At 49.0% G+C, this 20,239-nt stretch carries 26 protein-coding genes; 9 read left to right on the top strand and 17 right to left on the bottom strand.

Annotated features, from left to right (window positions below; genetic code table 11):
- Nucleotide 1 precedes the first annotated feature (1 nt).
- Nucleotides 2-388 (bottom strand): DUF4307 domain-containing protein, encoded by a 387-nt coding sequence (locus AC9UCN_RS05590; protein ID WP_509524719.1) that lies wholly within the window; start codon nucleotides 386-388, stop codon nucleotides 2-4.
- A 41-nt stretch (nucleotides 389-429) separates the two neighbouring features.
- Between AC9UCN_RS05590 and AC9UCN_RS05585 the strand changes: the two genes are divergently transcribed.
- Nucleotides 430-666 carry a hypothetical protein gene (locus tag AC9UCN_RS05585; RefSeq protein ID WP_509524717.1) on the top strand — a complete coding sequence of 79 codons (237 nt, stop codon included), beginning with the start codon at nucleotides 430-432 and terminating at the stop codon, nucleotides 664-666.
- Here AC9UCN_RS05585 and trhA read toward each other — a convergent pair whose 3' ends face one another.
- Complete coding sequence (gene trhA / locus AC9UCN_RS05580) at nucleotides 667-1,383, bottom strand: PAQR family membrane homeostasis protein TrhA (RefSeq protein ID WP_509524714.1); 717 nt, start codon at nucleotides 1,381-1,383, stop codon at nucleotides 667-669. It lies immediately after the preceding gene.
- 41 nt (nucleotides 1,384-1,424) lie between these two features.
- Between trhA and uppS the strand changes: the two genes are divergently transcribed.
- Nucleotides 1,425-2,186, top strand: a complete 762-nt coding sequence (gene uppS, locus AC9UCN_RS05575; protein ID WP_509524712.1) for a polyprenyl diphosphate synthase — start codon at nucleotides 1,425-1,427, stop codon at nucleotides 2,184-2,186.
- Nucleotides 2,187-2,250: 64 nt separating this feature from the next.
- Complete coding sequence (locus AC9UCN_RS05570) at nucleotides 2,251-2,730, top strand: prepilin peptidase (protein WP_509524709.1); 480 nt, start codon at nucleotides 2,251-2,253, stop codon at nucleotides 2,728-2,730.
- Here AC9UCN_RS05570 and AC9UCN_RS05565 read toward each other — a convergent pair.
- The 4 genes from AC9UCN_RS05565 to xseA all read right to left on the bottom strand — a co-directional run bounded on the left by AC9UCN_RS05565 (nucleotide 2,708) and on the right by xseA (nucleotide 6,237).
- Complete coding sequence (locus AC9UCN_RS05565; protein ID WP_509524706.1) at nucleotides 2,708-4,096, bottom strand: class II fumarate hydratase; 1,389 nt, start codon at nucleotides 4,094-4,096, stop codon at nucleotides 2,708-2,710. The genes AC9UCN_RS05570 and AC9UCN_RS05565 overlap by 23 nt on opposite strands.
- A gap of 105 nt (nucleotides 4,097-4,201) precedes the next feature.
- Complete coding sequence (locus tag AC9UCN_RS05560) at nucleotides 4,202-4,768, bottom strand: DUF4245 domain-containing protein (RefSeq protein ID WP_509524703.1); 567 nt, start codon at nucleotides 4,766-4,768, stop codon at nucleotides 4,202-4,204.
- Complete coding sequence (locus tag AC9UCN_RS05555) at nucleotides 4,765-4,989, bottom strand: exodeoxyribonuclease VII small subunit (RefSeq protein ID WP_509524701.1); 225 nt, start codon at nucleotides 4,987-4,989, stop codon at nucleotides 4,765-4,767. Before AC9UCN_RS05555 ends, AC9UCN_RS05560 begins: the two co-directional genes overlap by 4 nt.
- Before the next feature lie 18 nt (nucleotides 4,990-5,007).
- A complete protein-coding gene (xseA, locus tag AC9UCN_RS05550) occupies nucleotides 5,008-6,237 on the bottom strand; it encodes an exodeoxyribonuclease VII large subunit (RefSeq protein ID WP_509524698.1) in 1,230 nt (409 codons plus the stop codon).
- A 45-nt stretch (nucleotides 6,238-6,282) separates the two neighbouring features.
- Between xseA and AC9UCN_RS05545 the strand changes: the two genes are divergently transcribed.
- Entirely contained in the window at nucleotides 6,283-7,284 is a 1,002-nt protein-coding gene (locus AC9UCN_RS05545; RefSeq protein ID WP_509524696.1) for a 4-hydroxy-3-methylbut-2-enyl diphosphate reductase, read from the top strand.
- Here AC9UCN_RS05545 and AC9UCN_RS05540 read toward each other — a convergent pair.
- The 5 genes from AC9UCN_RS05540 to AC9UCN_RS05520 form a co-directional block, all read right to left on the bottom strand.
- Nucleotides 7,281-7,490: a toxin-antitoxin system YwqK family antitoxin gene (locus AC9UCN_RS05540; protein WP_509524693.1), complete on the bottom strand. Its 210-nt coding sequence runs from the start codon at nucleotides 7,488-7,490 to the stop codon at nucleotides 7,281-7,283. The two genes, AC9UCN_RS05545 and AC9UCN_RS05540, sit on opposite strands and share 4 nt — an antisense overlap.
- A complete protein-coding gene (fbaA, locus tag AC9UCN_RS05535) occupies nucleotides 7,490-8,515 on the bottom strand; it encodes a class II fructose-bisphosphate aldolase (RefSeq protein WP_509524691.1) in 1,026 nt (341 codons plus the stop codon). The genes AC9UCN_RS05540 and fbaA overlap by 1 nt, the downstream gene beginning before the upstream one ends.
- 3 nt (nucleotides 8,516-8,518) lie before the next feature.
- Nucleotides 8,519-9,553, bottom strand: a complete 1,035-nt coding sequence (locus AC9UCN_RS05530) for a 1-phosphofructokinase family hexose kinase (protein ID WP_509524688.1) — start codon at nucleotides 9,551-9,553, stop codon at nucleotides 8,519-8,521.
- Between the two features lie 147 nt (nucleotides 9,554-9,700).
- The gene (locus tag AC9UCN_RS05525; protein ID WP_509524685.1) at nucleotides 9,701-10,879 is read right to left on the bottom strand and encodes a DNA recombination protein RmuC; all 1,179 of its coding nucleotides are present in this window, start codon (nucleotides 10,877-10,879) and stop codon (nucleotides 9,701-9,703) included.
- A 39-nt stretch (nucleotides 10,880-10,918) separates the two neighbouring features.
- Nucleotides 10,919-11,482, bottom strand: coding sequence for a 3'-5' exonuclease (locus tag AC9UCN_RS05520; RefSeq protein ID WP_509524683.1), 564 nt, complete (start codon nucleotides 11,480-11,482; stop codon nucleotides 10,919-10,921).
- Nucleotides 11,483-11,526: 44 nt separating this feature from the next.
- Here AC9UCN_RS05520 and ychF point away from each other — a divergent pair, with 44 nt between their 5' ends.
- The 3 genes from ychF to AC9UCN_RS05505 are packed head-to-tail and all read left to right on the top strand — an operon-like array spanning nucleotide 11,527 to nucleotide 13,419.
- Nucleotides 11,527-12,600: a redox-regulated ATPase YchF gene (ychF, locus tag AC9UCN_RS05515; protein ID WP_509524681.1), complete on the top strand. Its 1,074-nt coding sequence runs from the start codon at nucleotides 11,527-11,529 to the stop codon at nucleotides 12,598-12,600.
- Entirely contained in the window at nucleotides 12,600-13,070 is a 471-nt protein-coding gene (locus AC9UCN_RS05510) for an SRPBCC family protein (protein ID WP_509524678.1), read from the top strand. The genes ychF and AC9UCN_RS05510 overlap by 1 nt, the downstream gene beginning before the upstream one ends.
- Complete coding sequence (locus tag AC9UCN_RS05505) at nucleotides 13,063-13,419, top strand: iron chaperone (RefSeq protein WP_509524675.1); 357 nt, start codon at nucleotides 13,063-13,065, stop codon at nucleotides 13,417-13,419. The genes AC9UCN_RS05510 and AC9UCN_RS05505 overlap by 8 nt, the downstream gene beginning before the upstream one ends.
- On the opposite strand, the gene cysE is transcribed toward AC9UCN_RS05505, so the two are convergent.
- From cysE to aroA, 5 genes are all read right to left on the bottom strand, one after another.
- Complete coding sequence (cysE, locus tag AC9UCN_RS05500; protein WP_509524672.1) at nucleotides 13,412-13,963, bottom strand: serine O-acetyltransferase; 552 nt, start codon at nucleotides 13,961-13,963, stop codon at nucleotides 13,412-13,414. The genes AC9UCN_RS05505 and cysE overlap by 8 nt on opposite strands.
- Nucleotides 13,964-13,966: 3 nt before the next feature.
- Nucleotides 13,967-14,902, bottom strand: coding sequence for a cysteine synthase A (gene cysK, locus AC9UCN_RS05495; RefSeq protein ID WP_509524670.1), 936 nt, complete (start codon nucleotides 14,900-14,902; stop codon nucleotides 13,967-13,969).
- Nucleotides 14,903-15,020: 118 nt separating this feature from the next.
- Complete coding sequence (locus tag AC9UCN_RS05490; RefSeq protein WP_509525000.1) at nucleotides 15,021-16,229, bottom strand: MFS transporter; 1,209 nt, start codon at nucleotides 16,227-16,229, stop codon at nucleotides 15,021-15,023.
- Between the two features lie 40 nt (nucleotides 16,230-16,269).
- Nucleotides 16,270-17,283 carry a ribosome small subunit-dependent GTPase A gene (gene rsgA, locus AC9UCN_RS05485; protein WP_509524668.1) on the bottom strand — a complete coding sequence of 338 codons (1,014 nt, stop codon included), beginning with the start codon at nucleotides 17,281-17,283 and terminating at the stop codon, nucleotides 16,270-16,272.
- The gene (gene aroA, locus AC9UCN_RS05480) at nucleotides 17,280-18,521 is read right to left on the bottom strand and encodes a 3-phosphoshikimate 1-carboxyvinyltransferase (RefSeq protein ID WP_509524665.1); all 1,242 of its coding nucleotides are present in this window, start codon (nucleotides 18,519-18,521) and stop codon (nucleotides 17,280-17,282) included. The genes rsgA and aroA overlap by 4 nt, the downstream gene beginning before the upstream one ends.
- A 132-nt stretch (nucleotides 18,522-18,653) precedes the next feature.
- On the opposite strand from aroA, the gene AC9UCN_RS05475 reads away from it, so the two are divergent.
- Both AC9UCN_RS05475 and AC9UCN_RS05470 read left to right on the top strand, forming a co-directional pair.
- Nucleotides 18,654-19,268 (top strand): sigma-70 family RNA polymerase sigma factor, encoded by a 615-nt coding sequence (locus AC9UCN_RS05475; protein ID WP_509524663.1) that lies wholly within the window; start codon nucleotides 18,654-18,656, stop codon nucleotides 19,266-19,268.
- Complete coding sequence (locus AC9UCN_RS05470) at nucleotides 19,268-19,507, top strand: zf-HC2 domain-containing protein (protein WP_509524661.1); 240 nt, start codon at nucleotides 19,268-19,270, stop codon at nucleotides 19,505-19,507. The genes AC9UCN_RS05475 and AC9UCN_RS05470 overlap by 1 nt, the downstream gene beginning before the upstream one ends.
- Nucleotides 19,508-19,513: 6 nt before the next feature.
- Here AC9UCN_RS05470 and AC9UCN_RS05465 read toward each other — a convergent pair whose 3' ends face one another.
- A complete protein-coding gene (locus AC9UCN_RS05465; protein ID WP_509524659.1) occupies nucleotides 19,514-20,038 on the bottom strand; it encodes a HEAT-like fold family protein in 525 nt (174 codons plus the stop codon).
- Between the last annotated feature and the right edge of the window lie 201 nt (nucleotides 20,039-20,239).

Here is a 20,239-nt window from a genome sequence, read left to right as displayed (position 1 = left end):
TTCAGCGGCAGCTTTGAACCAAGCCCGAGACGCCCAGTTCTGTGGTGCGAATGGTGCTGGAAATCACAGTCGAACGACTATCAGAAGCCTCCACATCCACGGTCAAGAACCCGACGATTGCAAAAGACTGATTCAAAACCGTCACGTCACAGCTAACTGCCTGGCCAGGATTTCTGGAAACCTCAAAGGTTACATTGGTCGAGTACTCGTCGATTACTTCGTAAGCGATGTCTCTGTGAGTGACCTGATTGGCATTATCGATGGCTACAAACACTGCCCAGATTAGAAAAGAAGAAAGGGCAACCGCTGCTATCGAAATAGCGAGAATTCGATCTCGGCTTTTTAGCCGATCGCGACCGTAGCGCTGTTGGACAATGTTTTTACTCACCATTCAAGGTTAACTGAAGTTTGTGGTTCATACTTGTGAGTATGAATCAATTAGTAGTTTGGTTAGCCACCGAGCCCCCCAGTGACGTTGTTATTGATGACACCTGGTACAGCCCAGGGGTTGTGGGGTTTTTAGCCACCTTTGGAGTGGCCGCCGCCGCAATCTTCATCATCTTTGACATGACCCGAAGGGTTCGCAGAGTTCGCTATCGTGCAGAGATTGTTCAGAAGTTAGATCTTGAGGAGCAGGCCAGTAAGACTCCGCCTAGCTCAAACTAGTTAGGCAAATGAACCCGGAACAGGGTTCAGACAGATAATCAAAACCGCAGTCCAGTGACACAAAAATGCCAATACGGTGAAGCTGTGAAAGATTTCATGGAAGCCAAAGTGACCTGGAACTGGGTTGGGCCTTTTTAGAGCGTAGAACACCGCTCCCAGTGTGTACATCAGACCACCGGCAAGAATCAAAACCATCATCGCTAGATTCACGTTGATAAAATCTGGCAGGTAAACAACCGCAGCCCAACCCATAACGATGTAAATGATCACATACAACCACCTCGGAGCCCCGAGCCAGAAAACCCTAAAACCAATGCCCAGTAAAGCCGTCACCCAAATCGCAACCATCAACCACAGGCCCTTTTCTTGCGGTAGTGCCAGCAAAGTAATGGGAGTGTAACTTCCCGCGATCAGCAAGAAGATATTTGCGTGATCAAATCTTTTAAGGGCCTTTTTAGCCTTGGGCTTCCAGTTAAAGCGGTGATAGATAGCGCTGGTTCCAAATAGAAGTATTGAGCTCGCAAAGAAAATTGCCGCCCCAATTTTTGCCGTGAGCCCATCTGCCAATACGACAAGCACCACACCACCAGCAACGGCTATCGGCAAAACACCAGTGTGGATCCAGCCGCGCCAAGATGGCTTTTGATCTTCGTCACTTTTGGTTATTTCGGACAGCGGCAAGTGCATGGGTTCCCCAGGGCTTTGCTTTTCGACCATGGTTCAACAATAGATGGGTTTTGAAGCGGTAACCTTGGAATGTGCGAAATCCTGTTTATAGCATTTATGAAGCTCGCCTTGAGCGCCAGCTTGAAAAAGACAACATCCCTAAACACATCGCAGTCATGCTAGATGGCAACAGACGATGGGCTGATAAGAACAACGGCTCAAAAGCAAAATCAGGACATGTTGCCGGAGCTCAGAAGATTTTCGATTTTCTCTCCTGGTGCGACGAGCTTAATGTTCCGGTCATAACTCTCTACCTTCTTTCTACAGAAAACCTTAAGCAGCGAAGCCAGCAGGAGCTGCAGGACCTGTTTGTGATTCTCGAAGAGTTAGCCAAGGAAATGGTCAGTAGGGGAAATTGGAGAATTCGGGTCATGGGAGATCGCACTGCACTTTCCAAGGAATTCCTTGAGTCCCTCGAAAGATCAGAGGCAGAAAGCGCCAACACTGATGGTGCAACAGTGAATCTGGCGATTGGCTATGGAGGGCGACAGGAGATTACCGACGCCATGAGATCTATCGTGCAATCCTCCATTGCTTCGGGGGATGACTTATCCAAGCTTTCAGACTCTCTAACGCCCGAGTTGATTGCCTCCCACCTCTATACCTCGGATCAACCAGATCCAGACCTAATCATTAGAACTTCTGGTGAGCAGAGACTAAGTGGCTTCTTGTTATGGCAATCCAGTAATTCCGAACTGTATTTTGAGGAAGCACTGTGGCCAGACTTTAGAAAAGTTGACTTCCTTAGGGCCATTCGTGCCTTCACAAGAAGGCATCGCCGCTTCGGCGCCTAGGCCCATCACTTTTACCTGGGGATAAGTTTTCACCCTAGCTTCGGTTTCAAAATACTCTGCTCTGGTGTTCGAAAATCTTGCCTCGTTTTTTTCAGCACTCGGTCTTGGCTACCTGGCTCTCACCGCTTGGCCTCTAGCCAAGACCGATATTTTGGAGCTCCGCCTGCCAAACAAATACGTATTACCTGCATTCCCAATCACGTGGCTTGGGCAACTAGCTGCTGGAATTGCAAACGGTATATGGTGGAACATGCTCGTCGCGAATCTGGCAATGCTCGTAACCTTTTTGGTTGCTTTGGGTATAAATCGTTTGGGTTTGCTTGGAATGGGGGATGTCAAACTCATGTCCGCTATGGCATTGGCTCTTGGTTGGTACTCGCCAACCCTTCCGGTTCTAGCCTTGCTAATTAGCTTTTTCACGGCAGGGATTGTTGCTATTTTGCTTCTGGTCTTAGGAAAGATAAAGCTCGGCGGATCTATGCCGCTGGGTCCTTATTTGATTGCTGGATTCTTCGGTGCGATTACTGTGGGGGCTTGGTCATAGAAAGCACGTTCAGTGCTTTGTCTAATTCAGCTTCGCTGATTTCGCCTCGTTCAACAAAACCTAGTTCAATAACAGCCTCGCGAATTGTGATGGATTTTTCAACGGAGTGCTTAGCAATTTTTGCTGCTGCTTCGTAACCAATCACCTTGTTTAGAGGAGTTACGATTGCTGGGCTTGACTCAGCCAAAGCAAGCGCGCGATCCTTGTTTGCTTCGAGGCCCTCAATTGTTTTGTCAGCTAGGACTCTAGAAGCATTGGCCAAGAGTCTGATTGATTCAAGCAGGGAGTTTCCCATCACAGGAATTGCAACATTTAGCTCGAAGTTTCCACTGGCACCAGCCCAGGCTACGGTCTGATCATTTCCAATGACCCTGGCACAAACCATCAAAACTGCTTCTGGAATAACGGGGTTTACCTTGCCTGGCATGATCGAAGAACCTGGTTGCAGGTCGGGGATAGCAAGCTCTCCTAAACCAGCGTTTGGACCAGAACCCATCCAGCGCAAGTCATTGTTAATCTTGGTGAGGCTAATCGCCAAAACTCTAAGAGCACCAGATGCTTCTACGAGTGCATCTCTAGCACCCTGGGCTTCAAAGTGGTCTCTAGCTTCGGTAATCGGAAGTGATGTGGCCTTAGCCAAGAGTTTGATTACTTCTTGTGGGAAACCTTTTGGGGTGTTGATTCCGGTTCCAACAGCTGTTCCGCCGAGCGGAACTTCAGCAACGCGAGCTATAGTTCCCTGAATTCTCTCGATGCCATATCTAATTTGAGCGGCGTAACCGCCGAACTCTTGACCCAAAGTTACCGGGGTTGCGTCCATGAGGTGTGTGCGACCAGCCTTGACGACCTGAGACCAGCTCTTAGCTTTTGTTTCCAATTTTCCAGCCAGGTAATCAAGCGCCGGCAGTAGGTCCGTAACGATAGCGGAGGTTACAGCTAGGTGCACCGAAGTCGGAAAGACGTCGTTAGAAGATTGTGAGGCGTTCACGTGATCGTTTGGATGCACTGGCTTACCCAGCTGCTTCGAAGCTAGGGTAGCGAGGACCTCATTCATGTTCATGTTTGAGCTGGTACCGGATCCGGTTTGATAAATGTCTACTGGAAACTCACCCTCGTGTTTTCCGGCGATAACTTCATCTGCGCTTTTGGCGATGGCATCTGCAATGCTCTGGTCTAAGACACCGAGGGTGGCGTTAGCTAAAGCGGCTGCTTTTTTTATTTGCGCAAGAGCTGCGATGTGAGCAATTTCTAGAGTCGAGCCAGAGATGGGGAAGTTCTCTACCGCCCTTTGGGTTTGGGCTGAATAAAGGGCATCTTTAGGAACTCTAACTTCACCCATGGTGTCGTGTTCAATTCGAAATTCCATTGCCGTCCCGCCTAAAACTGATACTTGATAATTGGTGTGATGTTTACTCCGTAATTTCTTACTTTCACAATCCCTAATTTACTCTCTTTGGCTGATAACTGGGAGCTAGTTTGTTTCAATGAGCAAAGAAAGCTGCGTTGCAAAGTCTTCCAACTGCTGTTTTGGCGCCACTCCGTAAACCAAGACCGCATGGTTTTGGTACTCCAGGAGCATCAGAAAGTCCTTTGACTTGGCGGGGGTATTGGTCTTGGTGGTTTCATAAATTGTCCAAGACTGATTGCCAAGAGTAATTTCTCCAGTGGGCTTGTTTGCTTCGAGCTGTATTTGAATCCAAGTTTGATTGACATCAAAGCCTTGAGTCATGGCGATGAATTCACTATTTGGCCCAACGAATCCTGCATACCAAGTGGCCACTCCATCTTGGGCCACAGACCTGTAGCGTGCGGCATTGGAATACCAGTCGACTGGCAAAGTGGGAACTAACAAATCTCCTGGCGCTTCGCTTGCTGCCTGAGAAGCAACCTCTTGATAGTCAACCGCCTGAACCCTGTTGGAGTCATCGCGTGGCACAGCAAGAATTAGAACCAGCATCACGCCAATGGTTGCCCCAAGAGACAAAAGCAGATTGATTAGCGTCTGGCGCGCACGACGCTTGGCCGCGGCATCGCTCACTCGGCTCCAGTTTTCTTAGCCTTAGAAACTTTCTCCAACTGGTCTCGTGCTCCAGAGAGCCACTTCTCGCATCGATTGGCAAGGGCTTCGCCACGTTCCCACAGCTGCATTGATTTTTCCAGTGTGACTGATCCGGTTTCAAGTTCAGCAACTACCTTGACTAGTTCGTCACGAGCCTGCTCGTAGCTCATCGCTTCGATGTCTTTATTGGTTTCACTCATTATGTCTCTAGCCTACTTTCAATCTGCCGTGACTCCGAGATCGCCCCCGGCGAGCGTAATCTTCAGCTTTTCACCCTTGGAAACCTTCTTCGGGTCGGTCACTAATCCATCCTTGAGGTTTCGAACAACCGCATAACCTCGGTCAAGGGTTAGCTTGGGGGACAGTGCCCTAACCTGACCGCGAAGACCTGCAATTTGCAGCTGTTCTTTATCTAGAAAGTTCTTAGTTTGTGACTGCAAAGTTGTGAGCAATTGAGTAATGTTCACCGAACGCTCATCAACAATTGTGAAAGGATTAGTAAAAACTGGTCTAGTTCTAATCCCTAGGATCAGTTCAAGTTGGTTCTGAACATAGCCCACAACTCTTAGCGCAATTCTTTCCAGCGCTATCGAAATCTTCTTACGCTCATCAACAACATCTGGAACTACATTTTTTGCAGCATCGGTTGGAGTGGAGGCTCGGAAGTCAGCAACTTCATCGGTTAGCGGGCGGTCGTTTTCATGCCCGATGGCGCTAACAATGGGTGTCTTACAGTTTGCGACCGCTCTCACAACTTGCTCGTCAGAGAACACCAGCAAATCTTGGAATGACCCTCCACCTCGAGTAAGGATGATTACATCCACTTCACTGTCAGCGTCAAGGGCTTGGATTGCCTTGATAATCTCAGCTGCAGCTTTGTCTCCTTGAACAGGAGTGTGTTGAATCTTGAATCTAACTTCTGGCCAGCGAAGCTTGGCGTTTTGCAATACGTCTTTCTCGGCGTCACTGTTGGCTCCGGTGATCAAGCCAATCAGGTTTGGAAGAAAAGGCAGTGGCTGTTTTCTTTCTGCGAGAGTCAGGCCCTCTTTGATTAGCTGTTGACGTAAACGCTCGATTCGCTCAAGTAGTTCGCCTAGGCCGACTTTTCTAATCGCCAGAACATCCATGCTGGTCTTACCGGAGCGTTCCCAGAAGTCCGGGTGCACGAGGGCAACCACTCGGTCTCCAGCAGCCAGCTCAGAGACTGCGTTCAAAACTTCTGGTCTTCGGGAATGAATCGAAAAGCCCTTGTCTGCTACTAAGTCTCGAAGCTCTCCGAAGAAGACGTCCTTTTTGGGGCTAACTTGAGAGATTTGGCCCTCAACCCAGACATTGCCAAGCTTTGTTATCCAGTCCTTCAAGGAGCTGGTGAAATTGGATACGCTCCAGGGGGTTAGTTCGCTGGACACCCTTGATTCAGAGGATTGCTGCTGTTGGTCCTCTGACATGACTGTTCCTTCAAGTGGCTAAGTTATCTCTCGTAAGATTGAGCTGTGACCCAAATAAATATTACCCCTTCAAAGCGCGTGCTTTTAGCCGCCCCAAGGGGTTACTGCGCCGGAGTGGACAGAGCCGTTATTGCCGTCGAAAAGGCGTTAGATCACTACGGAGCTCCGGTCTACGTTCGCAAGGAAATCGTGCACAACAAGCACGTGGTTACTGGTCTGGAAAAACGTGGAGCAATTTTCGTGGACGAAGTTGATGAAGTTCCAGAAGGCTCAACTCTTGTTTTCTCCGCCCATGGAGTTTCACCGGCTGTTGTAAAAGCCTCTGAGGCGCGCGGGCTAAACACAATTGATGCAACCTGCCCATTGGTTACAAAGGTGCACCGCGAGGTTCAAAGATTTGCTGCCGAGGAATACGACATTTTATTGATCGGTCACGAAGGTCACGAAGAAGTCGAAGGTACCGCCGGCGAAGCCCCAGATCACGTTCAGCTCGTTGATGGCAAAGAGGGAATCGATAACGCAAAGGTTAAAGATCCTAAGAAAGTTATTTGGCTGTCCCAGACAACTTTGTCAGTAGACGAAACCATGGAAACCGTTTTGAAACTTCGAGAGAAGTTCCCAACCTTGCAGAATCCTCCTAGTGATGACATCTGCTACGCAACCCAGAACCGCCAAGTTGCAATCAAGAAGGTTGGCTCGGAGTCTGATCTTGTCTTGGTTATTGGATCCGCTAACTCATCCAACACAGTTCGCCTGGTAGAAGTTGCACTAGAAGCTGGAGCCAAAGCTGCCTACCGAATTGATTACGCGAGTGAAATCAAGGAAGAGTGGTTCGAAGGCGTCGAGACCGTAGGAGTATCTTCTGGAGCCTCTGCGCCTGAGGAGCTTGTGGATGAAGTGCTTGAGTATCTTGAGAAGCGTCAATTTGGAAAGCCAATTGAGATCACAACCGCTGAGGAAGATGTTCAGTTCTCGCTACCAAAGGAACTGCGTAAAGACCTAAAGCAAGCCGGTCAGGACACTAGCAACAAGGCCAAGCGCTCCTAGGAGCCAAATTCAGTTTCTTTATAAGGGTGACCAGTCTGGTCATAGGTTGTCCAAGTGCCAATTTGTTTCCCAAAGTCGAAGCTTCCAGAACGCATAAGTGTTCCGTCTTTTCTGAAAAACTCCCAGTAGCCGTGCATCTTTGACTCTTTGAACTTCCCCTTATATCTGGGGTTGCCGTTTTCATAGAAAGGTGAACGCTCCGGCACTATGCAGTCGGTGACTTTCCAGCAGAACCCAACTGGTTAGCGGCTTGAACTACTCTGGCTGCCATTGAAGCCTCTCCTAGCTTCCCCCACGCTCTTGGGTCGTAAGCCTTCTTATTTCCTACTTCACCGTCCAACTTTAGAACGCCGTCGTAGTTTGCAAACATGTGCCCAGCAACTGCGCGAGTAAAAGCGTACTGAGTGTCGGTATCGATGTTCATTTTGATAACCCCAAAGCTAACCGCGTCTGCAATTTCTTTATCGGTGGATCCAGAACCGCCATGGAACACAAGATCAAAAGGTAAATCCTTAGAGTACTTTTTACCGACTGCTTTTTGTATTTCATCTAGCAGCTCTGGCTTGAGCTTTACGCTTCCGGGCTTGTAGCTACCGTGAACGTTTCCAAAAGTAAGAGCAGTTAGGTATCTTCCGTTTTCTCCAAGACCCAGTGCTTCGGCGGTAGCCATGCCGTCTTCTACTGTTGTGAAAAGATCTTTTCCAGATCCACCCTCAACACCGTCTTCTTCGCCACCGACAACACCAACTTCGATTTCTAGAATCGATCCAACCGCAGTGGTTTTTGCCAGAAGCTCTTTGGCAATTTCTAGGTTCTCTTTTAGTGGAACCGCTGAACCATCCCACATGTGGGAATTGAATAGTGGATCAAGACCGCTTTTTACTCGCTCTGCAGAAACCTCAAGTAATGGGCGTACAAATCCATCAAGATGTCCTTTGGGGCAGTGGTCGGTGTGCAGCGCAACAGTGATTCCATATCCCTTTGCCACTTCACGAACAAAGGCAGCCATTGCCTGAGCACCAATTGCCATGGACTTCACGGTCGAACCGGAGAAGTATTCGGCTCCACCTGTGGAGACCTGCAAGATTCCGTCTGAGCCGCACTCTTGTAGACCCTGCAAAGCAGCAATCGCGGTAGCCGAAGATGAAACGTTGATAGCCGGGTAAGCAAACTTCTGGGACTTAGCCCGATCCAGCATCGCTAGATAGGCATCGGGGGTTGCTACTGGCATGGCTTAGTTCTCCTTGTGAATTGCTGGCTCTTTGAGCGGTGCTGCCAGGTCTACATCCTCAGTCAAGAACACCTCAGGAAGATTGTCAATGTGATCGAGCCCGCTGGTGGGCTGGGAAACCTTCACAGCTCCCCATTGGACCGCAGCCATGGCACCCACTGGAACATTGAACTCCACCCCAAAATCCTGCTCACCCTCGGCGATTGGATTATTGGTTATTGCGGCTAGGAATCCAGCGAGGGTCGCATCTCCAGCACCGACGGTGTTAATGACTTTTACCGGTGCGGTTCTGGTTGCCCAGGCGCGGGATTTGGTAACGGCCAACATGCCATCGGATCCCAAAGAGGCCAACACACACTCAACACCGTGGGAACAAAGTTCTCTAGCTGCTTCGATGACATCCCCGTTTGTTTGAAGATCTCTACCAACAGCAGATGCAAGCTCTTCAGCGTTTGGCTTTAGAATCGCAGCTTCTCCCTGACGAACCCAATAGGCAAGCGGCTCACCGCTGGTATCTAAAACAACTCGAACGCCGAGTTTTTCCATTCGCTCAAAAATAGGATGAAGGTCAACAAAAGTTCCAGTTGATTCGTCTATTGGCAAAGCTCCAGCGATAACCAACCACTTAGCTTCGTTTTCAATTACGGTTTTTTCCGTCAGTTCAATTACTTGCTGCCATTCTTTTGAGCTCAGCGGTTTTGGCGCTTCATTTATTTTGGTTGTGGTGCCACCGCGCTCAAGAATTGTTGTTGAAACCCGAATGGTGCCATCGATCCACAGAGGGACAAGAAAATTCTTAGATCCGGTTCGCTCCAGAATTCCTTTTTCAGCGTTTCCAATTGGAACAACCGCAGGGGCTGAAATACCGGCTAAGTGAAGAGCTCTTGCAACGTTGATGCCTTTGCCGGCAAGTTCTTCTCCAACAGCATCTGCTCGGTTAACCGCACCGCTATGTAGGTCTGTCACTGTGTAAGTTCTATCCAAAGTAGGAGCGGGCGTCAGAGTGACAATCGGGGACTTTGTTGCCATTCCAGACATGCAGTTTCTCCTTGCGGATTCAATTAGTGGAGCCAGCTATAAAGCTGTCCAACAGGGATTTTGGAGCTGCAAACGCCTTTGTGAGCTTGATTTCGAGTATAACCAAACCAGACAAAGAGGCTCTTAAGTCACAGATTGGCTAGGAAATCAGTCTTTCTGGAGCTCGTTAGCGGTAATTGAAGTGGGACCAGCCTCGATGGGGGTGGGGGTGGGAATCTCCTCAGTTCCGAGCTGATTCTCGTCCAGATCGTTGAGTTTTCTGGCGGTCACCAGAACCCTGGTCTCTAGCGAGGATACGAATACGTTGTAGTCCTTTACGGTGTTGGTAATTGAGCGGCCTAATTTGTCAGCGTGCTCGGCAATTTTGCCAACTCGCTCATATAGCTCTTTTCCAAGTCGGATCATGTTTCGAACCGAACTCTCATCGGCATTTTGCCGCCAGATGTAGTTGATGGTTTTTAGAACCGAGAACAAGCTAACCGGTGACGCTAGCGCAACATTTTTCTTAAAGGCATATTCCAGTAGCGCAGGATCTGCATCTAGGGCGGCAGATAACAAAGACTCGGAAGGCACAAACGCAATGACAAAATCTGGACTGGCGTTTAATCCAGTCCAATACTCTTTACTTGATAGCGCATCAATGTGAAGCTTCATTGCTTTCACATGAGCAGTGATTAGCTCCTGTCGCCTCTTGGCGTCTTCGCCTTCAGCGTGCTCTGAAATAGCAGAAGCTTCCTGATAAGAATTGAACGGCACCTTGGAATCAATCGCCAAAGATTTGCCACCAGGAAGATTGATTATCAAGTCAGCTCTTCCAGATCCACTATCGGTAGAAAAAGTTGCCTGCTCGCTAAAGTCAGCGTGCTTGATTAGCCCTGCCAGCTCAACCAGTTTTCGAAGTTGAGTTTCTCCCCAAACGCCGCGAATCGAATTCGACGACAAAGCTTGTGACAGCGCCATCGTGGTCTTGCGAAGTTGCTCATCGGAATTAACTGCGTTTTTGAGCTGCTCTTGAATTGTTCCAAACTGCTCAGTTCGTTCTTTCTCGAGCGAGGCCACAGACAGCTGCATTTGTTCCAAGCGATCTTTTACTGGAGCCAACTCTTTGATGAGTCGGTTTTCTTCGCGATCTCTTTCATCCCTTGCCACTCGTTCGCGATTGGCAGTTTCTAGCTGGGCGGTCAGGCCGGAAACCGTGGCCTCAGCCGAGGCAAGCTTGATAGCTAGTGATGAATCACCAGTTGAGCCTTTTGATCGAAGCATGGCAATAAGCACGCCAATTACTAGCCCCACGGCCAAGCCGATACCCAAGTAAATAAGTTCCATGCTTAGAACTATGCCATTAGCTGGCGACAATCCAGGCCACTAGAGCGCTCCAAGGCGAACCTTGGTGACGGCTAGTAGCTCCGGGAGATCCTGCACCCCGTGTCTTTGGGCAGCGTTAATGACAATCCGGGCACATGCGTCACTATCGGCTAGGGCGTTATGGTGCTCAAATTCCTCATGGCCTACGGCATAGGCAACCGCGTTTAGTCGGTAGCTTTCGAGGTTGTAAGTCTTTCGGGCAATCTTCAGTGAGCAGCCATAACGAAGCTTTGGAAGCTCGTGATTGATGGCTTTGGCACTAGCTGCCAAAACACCCATGTCAAATGAGGCGTTATGGGCAACCAGCAGATCTTCATCTATGAATTCCAGCATTTGGTTTATTACTTCTGAGTATGCGGGGGCGTCCTGAACCATCGCGGGGGTAATGCCATGAACTCTGATGTTCCCCTCACTAAACCAGTCATGGGGGACCGGAGGTCGAAACAGTAGTTCTAGAGTTGCTACCGGTTTAGAGTCACGAACCCGAATAAGACCAACGGCGCATGGACTCGCGGGTGAGCCATTGGCTGTTTCAAAGTCAATGGCTGTGAAATCAAGGGGCATAGAAGTAGTCTGCCACTTGCGAACCACAGGTAGAGTGGTATCCCGTGGCTCTAACAATTGGAATCGTAGGACTACCCAATGTGGGCAAGTCGACTCTTTTCAACGCACTCACTAAAAACAACGTGCTGGCAGCTAACTACCCATTTGCCACCATTGAGCCAAACGTTGGAGTGGTGAACCTTCCAGATGAAAGACTTACCAAGTTAGCGGAGATTTTTAGTAGCGAAAAGATTCTTTCTGCCCCAGTGTCCTTTGTTGACATTGCGGGAATCGTAAAGGGCGCCTCTGTGGGTGAAGGGCTTGGAAACCAGTTCCTTGCCAACATTCGAGAAGCCGATGCCATCGCCCAGGTTGTAAGAGGGTTCGCTGACTCAGATGTAATTCATGTAGATGGCAAGGTTGAGCCTTCAAGTGACATCGAAACCATTAACACCGAATTGATGCTCGCTGACTTGCAGACTCTAGAAAAGGCAAGACCAAGAATTGAAAAGGAAATCAAAGGAAAAAAAGCTGAGCCGGAAGCCTTGGTAGCAATCGATCAGGCGCTCGCGGAATTGAATGCCGGCAACCCGCTTTCCAAGACCAAGGTAGACCTTTCGCCAATCAAGGAGCTGGGTTTGCTAACCGCCAAGCCAACCATTTACGTTTTTAATGTTGACGAGGCAGTTCTGACCGATGCCGCGAAGAAAAAAGCTATGGCAGATCTTGTCGCACCAGCAGAGGCGGTTTTTTTGGATGCCAAAGTCGAATCCGAGCTAATTGATTTAGAGAAATCCGAAGCAGCTGAGCTGCTTGCTTCTTTGGGTCAAGACGAGTCCGGTCTTGATCAGCTAGCTCGCATTGGATTTAGAACCCTAGGGCTTCAGACCTATCTGACGGCAGGACCCAAGGAAGCCAGAGCCTGGACTATCAAGCAGGGCTGGAGTGCACCGCAAGCTGCTGGAGTAATCCACACCGACTTTCAAAAAGGCTTTATCAAGGCAGAAATCGTTTCCTTCGATGACCTGGTCGCTAATGGATCTATGGCAGAGGCCAAGGCCAAAGGCAAGGTCCGCATGGAGGGCAAGGAATACATCATGCAAGACGGTGATGTGGTGGAGTTTAGATTTAACGTCTAATGAAAACTCCGCTCTATTTCGTCGAACGGGAATACCCGGTAGAACTAGCTACCCTTTGGAATGCTTGGGTAGAAGCTGATCAACTGCAGCAGTGGTACAGCCCTGAAGTGCTCGATACCGTTCCCAACTCAGCAACAAGCGATGCCGTTATTGGTGGAGATTGGGCCATAGCGATCGACGTATCAGTGAATGGTTTCAACGCCTACTTCTGGGGCAAATACACAGAAGTGAAGTTCCAAGAAAAGCTTGTGCACACCATGTTTTACTCCCAAGACGAGCTTGAGTTTAACCTGCGCGGTGACGAACAGCCCTATCACGTAATTGAGATTGACTTTGAGACAAGGGGTAACAACTCCTGGGTTAGGTTCACCCAATTTGGGTCTATGGATCCAGAACAAGCTGAGGCAACCAAGGATGGAATGGAAAGCTATTTCAATAGCCTGGGAAAGTATCTAAGCAGCAATGACTAGCAAACAAGTACTGGCACATTTATCAAAAGTTCCCCAGCCACAAAAAGCAACGCTATTGGAACTTCGAAAGACAATTCTGGAAATCATTCCCGAAGCCGAGGAAGTTATCTCTTACGGATTTCCTGGTTACAGGATTAATGGAAAAATCATCTGCGGATTTGACGCATTCAAGAACCACTGCAGCTTCTTTCCGCACTCATCGCTTGTGATTCCGGAGCTTGGAAAAGAACTAGTGAATTACAAAACTTCGAAAGGTGCTTTGCAGTTTGCAATTGACAAACCGCTGCCAAAATCACTGGTGAGAAAACTAATCAAGACCAGAATGCGGATTCTCGCTGAAACTAAATGACGTACTCGTCAGAAACCCAGTGTCCCGAGATAGCTTCTTTCTTACTTAGAACCCTGCCAGTTTCCCCAACAACAGTCGATCCGGCTGGAACGTTTTTTGTGACAACCGTATTGGCTCCGATATAACAGTTATCGCCTATTGTGATGCGTCCAATAACTTTGGCTCCCGCACCGATAACAACGTGCGAGCCAATAATTGGGTGACGATCAACAGCCGAGTTCTCTTTACCGCCTAGGGTAACTCCGTGGTAAATCAGGACATCGTCGCCAATTATTGAAGTCTCCCCAATTACGATTCCCATTCCGTGATCAATCACGAATCTACGTCCAATGGTGGCGCCTGGGTGGATCTCAATTCCGGTTAGGAACTTGGCCCAGTTGGAGAACATCCTTGCTGGGATTCGAAGCTTGAGTTTCCAGATCTTGTTTGCCACCCGATGCATCCAAATGGCGTGCAAACCAGGGGAGGTTAGAAACAGCTCTAACTTACTCGAGGTCGCTGGATCGCGATCTACACCTGCTTGGAGATCTTCTTTAATGGACAACTTTTATTTTTCTTCCTTCAGATCGGCATACAAGACAGTGGAGAGGTAACGCTCACCGAAGGAAGGAATGATAACTACAACCTTCTTTCCCTTGAACTCTTCGCGCTTAGCCACCTGGGCAGCTGCCCATAGCGCTGCTCCAGAAGAGATTCCAGCAAGAATTCCCTCTTCTGTTCCAGCACGTCTTGCATACTGGATGGCTTCTTCGCTTGGGACATCAATCACTTCGTCGTAAACGCTTCGATCAAGAATCGGTGGAATAAAGTTTGCTCCAATTCCTTGCAGCGGATGAGATCCTGCAACACCACCTGTTAGAAGCGGTGAGGCCGCAGGCTCAACTGCAAAAACTTTGATGTTTGGGTTTAGTTCTTTTAGTCTCTGGCCGGTTCCCGTTATTGTTCCACCGGTTCCAACTCCTGCTACCAAAGCGGCAACTTCACCGTCGGTGTCGTTCCAGATTTCCATCGCGGTAGTCTTACGGTGAATTTCTGGGTTAGCTTCGTTTTCAAACTGGCGAACTAAAACAGCTCCGGTTTCCTTACCAATCTCTTCTGATTTGCTAACCGCACCAGTCATACCTTCGGTTGCTGGGGTAAGCACCAGGGTTGCCCCAAAAGCGCGAAGCAGAGTTCTGCGCTCGAGGCTAACTGATTCAGGCATGGTCAAAATGGCTTTGTAACCACGGGCAGCCGCAACCATCGCAATTGCGATTCCAGTGTTACCGCTTGTTGCCTCAACAATTGTGTCGCCTGGCTTTAGTTGACCAGAGCGTTCTGCGGCATCAATGATTGCGATACCTAGGCGGTCCTTCACGGTGGAGGTTGGGTTATAAAACTCGAGCTTGGCAAGGACTTCGGCTCCTGCGCCATCCATGATTTTGTTGATCCGAACCAAGGGCGTATTTCCAAACACCTGGGTTATGTCGTCATAGATCTTCAAGAGCCTTACCTTTCGTTTGTCTTATGGGCAACAGACAGGGTCAACCAGCAAAGTAGGCAACTTATGCCCAGTTATGGCAATAAATTTCCCAGAAACTGGCATTTTTGCTCTCCCAAGCCTAACTTCTTAGCTCAAGCTCCTGATCGATGGTGTTTTTCCTGGCTATGACCCGTCCGGCAAAAATAGCCGGGATAGCGGTCAGGAAGAGAAACCACAGCGAGCTGGTCCAGTTGCCAGTGAGCTCGTGCAGCACACCAAGCACCAGGGGCCCCAGGGCTGCAGCCAGATAACCAAAGCCTTGGGCAAAACCGGAGATTCGAAGAAGCGTTTCTTGGGACCTGGATCGAATGTTGAAAAGTGCCAAGTTCAATGGAAAAAGAATCGGTCCCAGACCAATTAGCACTACCCATATCCAAGAGAGGTTTCCCGGCAAGAAGATAAGCCCCGCGTAACCGGTAAAGAACAAGACTCCACTTAGGTAAATAAGTGGTGCCTGATTTGGGAATCTAACTGCAAGCCGTGGCATCAATAACGCGGCTGGCATACCCATTCCTGCATACACCGACAAAAGAATTCCTGCCTCCAGCGGGGTGGAGCCAGACTCATCAATAAGAATCTGTGGTAGCCAAGCAAAGGCGGCGTAGCCATTCAACGACGACACCGCAAAAATTACAACCATAGAAACAGCCGTTGGAGATTTCCAAATCTTTATGTGTCGAACGCTAACTGGAATAGAAAGTGTCTGGGTAACAACTGGTTCTTCAATTTTGTTGGAGCGCAAAGCAAAGATCCAAGGAATCATGGCAATTGCTCCAACTATGGCCCACTGACCTAGCGCCAATCTCCAGCCAAACTCCTGCGCCACCGGAACAGCTATAAGAGGTGGCGTCAGTGCGCTAATGGAAACTATCGTTAGATAAAGCGCGGTCATAGACCCGATTCGATCGGGGAAGTACTTTCTCACCACAACTGGAAGTAAAACGTTTCCCATACCCATTCCAACAATGGCAACAAATGTTCCAACGCTAAGAAGGGACCAGTCTCCAGAAAAAGCGCGAACCAGGTTTCCCAAAACAATTACTAGAAGCAGCACGAGCAAAGCAGCTTCCAAGCCAACTCGTCGAGTGAGCATTGGCGCCAAAAGACCACTTAGCGCAAAGCCAAGGGGCGGGAGCATTCCCAAAAAGGAAACCGCCAAGGTCGAAAGCTCAAGGTCCTCGCGAATAAAGGGGATGATCGGCGAAAGCGAGGAAACTACGGTGCGAAGGTTTAGCGCCACCAATAAAAGGCCCACCAGGGCAAGGACTCTGCCGTGCAGGGGTTTCATCTTGGGCAAGAGGCTGTTTCTCCAGGTTCGGGGTGAACTTCTAACTTAGCGAAGTCATCAGCCTTCGAAGCGAATCCACCCGGCTAGCACCCTGAGGCCCAAGCAAGCCTGCGGCAACTGCCTCATCGAGGGCGCAATCAGGTGAGTCAATTAGATGGCTGCAACCTCTGGGGCAGGAGGCAATAGTTTCCCAAAGATCTTCGAAGGACCTAAGTAAGTTTTTGGGATCGATGTGCCCAAGGCCGAAAGAGCGAATTCCCGGGGTGTCGATTATCCAACCATCATCAAGTGCTATTGCTCGAACAGAAGTTGAAGTTTGACGACCGCGACCGGTAACTGCGTTTACGCTTCCAACTGCGCGATTAGCATCGGGAGAAAGCGCATTTACCAAAGTTGATTTACCAACACCGGAGTGCCCCACCAGGACAGTAGTTTCTCCTACTAAAAGGTCAGTAACTTCACTGAGTTGAAAGCTATCCGACCTGGTTCGAATAATGGGAATACTTAAGCCTTGGAAGTTATCTAGAAACTCCGAAGGATCAGCAAGGTCAGTTTTTGTGACACAAATTATTGGCTTGAGTCCGGCATCATATGCGGCGGCAAGGTAACGATCAACCAATCGGGTTCGAGGTTCTGGATTAGCAGCTGCAATCACGATCATGAGCTGAGTTGCATTGGCAACAATTACTCTTTCAACCTGATCTGAATCATCGGCGCTACGCCGAAGCAAAGTAGTTCTTGGTTCGATTCGAACAATTCGAGAAAGCGCACCATCATCCGAGGAGGTGTCTCCCGCGAGAGAAACAATGTCTCCAACGGCCGGGCCATTGTTTCTAAGCTCCTTGGCTAGGGTTGCGTTGACTTGGTAGTTACCTTCTTGGAGCAAAACTTGATAGCGATTCTTATCGATTCCAATAAGCATGCCAAGTGCTGCCCCGCTGTGATCAGGGCGTATCTTGGTCCTTGGTTTATTGCCTTTGGGGTTCGGACGAGCCTTGAAATCGGACTCGTCTAAGTCGTGAGCTCCTGGCTCTGGTTCATAAAGCCAACTCAACTAGTAGCCCCAAGCATCTTGCTCCACAGCAACTCAAAGCCAGGCATTGTCTTGGAAGTTACCGTTATGTCCTCAATCTCAATGCCTGGAACTCGAAGCCCAATGATGGCACCAGCGGTGGCCATTCGGTGATCGCCATAGGTTTTCCAAAGGCCACCTCGAAGATCCGCTGGTTCAATAACTAGCCCGTCTTGGGTTTCGGTTGCCTTGCCGCCGATGGAGTTAATCTCATCAACCAGTGCCTTTAGTCGATTAGTTTCGTGACCTCTAAGGTGCGCCACGCCAGAAATTACCGATTTAGAATTCGCGAGCGCTGCCAGAGCTGCAATAACTGGCGTCAGCTCACCGGCAGAGGACAAGTCAATCTCAATGCCGTTTATTTCACCCGTGCCAGTAATGCTCATCCCGGTTCCGGTTCGAGAGACTTCTCCACCCATGAGAGTAAGCAAAGAGACAAAATCGTTTCCAACCTGGGTAGTGCTAGTAGGCCAGTTCTCTATAGTCACCGTTCCGCCGGCAACGAGTGCAGCTGCCATAAACGGTCCAGCGTTTGATAAGTCTGGTTCAATCTCTACGGTGCGACCAGAGATTTCTCCTGGCTCAATTCGCCAGGATCTCTCGCTAAGTTTTGATACTGTTACTCCTCGCTTGGCGAGGGTTTCAATGGTCATGTCTATGTGCGGCATAGAAGGAAGAGTTTTTCCTGTGTGGTTCAAGGTGAGTCCATTTTTGAATCTTGCTGCAGCTAGCAATAATCCTGAGACAAACTGCGAAGATTCAGAAGCATCTATAGACAACTCACCACCCACAACTTCACCGGTGCCATGAATCGTAAACGGCAAGCCAGATCCAGAAACTTCCACACCTAGGGCACGAAGCGAGTCAACGGTAGTTTTCATCGGCCTTGATCTTGCGGCAACATCTCCATCGAAAGAGATCTCACCCTCTGCAAGAGCTGCAACCGGAGGAACAAAGCGCATAACTGTTCCAGCCAGCCCACAATCAATCTGAGCTGGGCCAGAAATTGGCTTTGGTGTAATTCGGAGCGAATTCGGAGTCGATTCAATTTCTGAGCCCAATTGCTTGAGCGCTTGGATCATCAGACTGGAATCTCTTGAATCCAATGGGTTCAGGATCTCACTTGGACCCGAAGCCAGGGCTGAAAGAACCAACTCACGGTTAGTCAGGGATTTAGAGCCTGGGATGCTGACCTGGGCCGAGATAGCCGATTTTGCCAATGGCGCGGCCCATAGGCGGGAATAGCTTTTGTCAGTCATTGGTTTTAAAAGTATCAGTTATCAACCTGAAGGACCTAGGCCATGGTTACCACCAGCTTTTGCGAGGAGGCTCAATTGGTAGACTCTGAGGCTATGGCCAGCTCAAAAAACACAGACTCAGAGCTGAAAATAAGAGACTTTGAGCAGCAGGCATTACCATTGATGCCTCAGCTATACGGTGCCGCATTGCGCTGGACCAGAAACCCTTCCGACGCCGAAGACCTAGTTCAAGAGGCTATGGCCAAAGCATTCGTGGCCTGGGGTCAATATCAGCAAGGTACGAACTTAAAAGCTTGGCTCTATCGAATCATGACCAACACCCACATCAATAAATACAACAAGCAGCAAAAGGACCCATCTCGTGGCGGCCTAGATGATTTGGAAGATTGGCAACTTGGCGCTGCGGAATCAATTACTGCTACCACCACACGCTCAGCCGAACTGGAAGCACTCGATCACCTTCCAGCCGACATCATCCGAGACAGCCTTATGTCTATTCCTGAAGAGTTTCGTATGGTGGTTTACTACGCAGTTGTGGATGGCCTGCCCTATTCCGAGATTGCAGAAATCATGGGCACCCCAGTCGGCACAGTCATGAGCCGACTACACCGAGGCAAAAAGCTTCTTCGTATCTTGCTTGCTGAATACGCTATCGAGCAAGGATACTTATCACCAGACAAGCAAGCGCAAAAAACGGAGCAGAACTAATGGCCGAATTTGACTGTGAAGAGACCAAAGCACTGGTCCACGAATATCTGCACAACGAGTTGCTGCCCGATCAGCAAAAAGACATCACTACGCACTTGGCGCTATGCGATTCCTGCGAGGAAGAATATGACCTTGAGGTTTACCTAAACCAAGTTATTCAGCGCTCATGCGATGAAGAGCCACCAAAGAAACTTGCTGAAAAAGTTCTAGCGAGAATTAAGGATATTCAATCCCATTAGCACTCGCTAAAGTGCGATCTCTAACTGCCTAGCAATTTTCTTGCAGCGATTCTGGATAGATTTTGCACCAGTCTTATTTGCTTTTCTCAGACGCGGGATAAAGTCCTGCAGAAGACTCTGATCTAATTCTGCAAAGTCGGCAGCTGTTTGAAGACAGTAATAGCCAACAATTTTGCTTTTATCGCTTTCTGCCCAGTCCATAAAAACCTCGTAGGCCTTTTGTCTTTGAGCCTTGGTTAGCTCAATGTGTGTGAACAGTTGGGGGACATGCCACCTGACTTCCTGCTGAGAGTATTTGGCTAAGTTTTTTATGAGGTCTTTGGCAAAAGGAGCAACTGACTCCGGAGATTGCTCTGCAACCCTCATTGCTACATAGCTAGCTCGCATTGCTACGACGGCGTCTTGATCGAAAAAAAGATCATAAATCTCAGGAAGTCCCGATGGAGATTTCAAGAGTGCTTGAATAACTTGATCCGCTGACCCAATAGAGGTTCTTGTCCCCCCAGATAGCTTTTGCCTAAGTGCAGACATAAAAAACCCTTTCAGTTTCCTAGAAACTAAATTAGTTTTATTCTTCGCCCTCTTCAAGCCCTAACCACTGGTACCAACCGCGGTTCAGGACCAGCCAAGCCATCAGTCCATAGCCGGTTTGACCAGGCATGTTTCTTGCCGATGCCTCGAGCTCTAAGTTGTATCCCTCGTGATCAACCAGTGGGTGGAAAAAGTCTACGA

The sequence above is a fragment of the Rhodoluna sp. genome, assembly GCF_036721215.1.
Lineage (GTDB): Bacteria > Actinomycetota > Actinomycetes > Actinomycetales > Microbacteriaceae > Rhodoluna.
The sequence above is the reverse complement of the archived record's forward strand: the minus strand, read 5'-3'. Positions and strand labels throughout refer to the sequence as shown.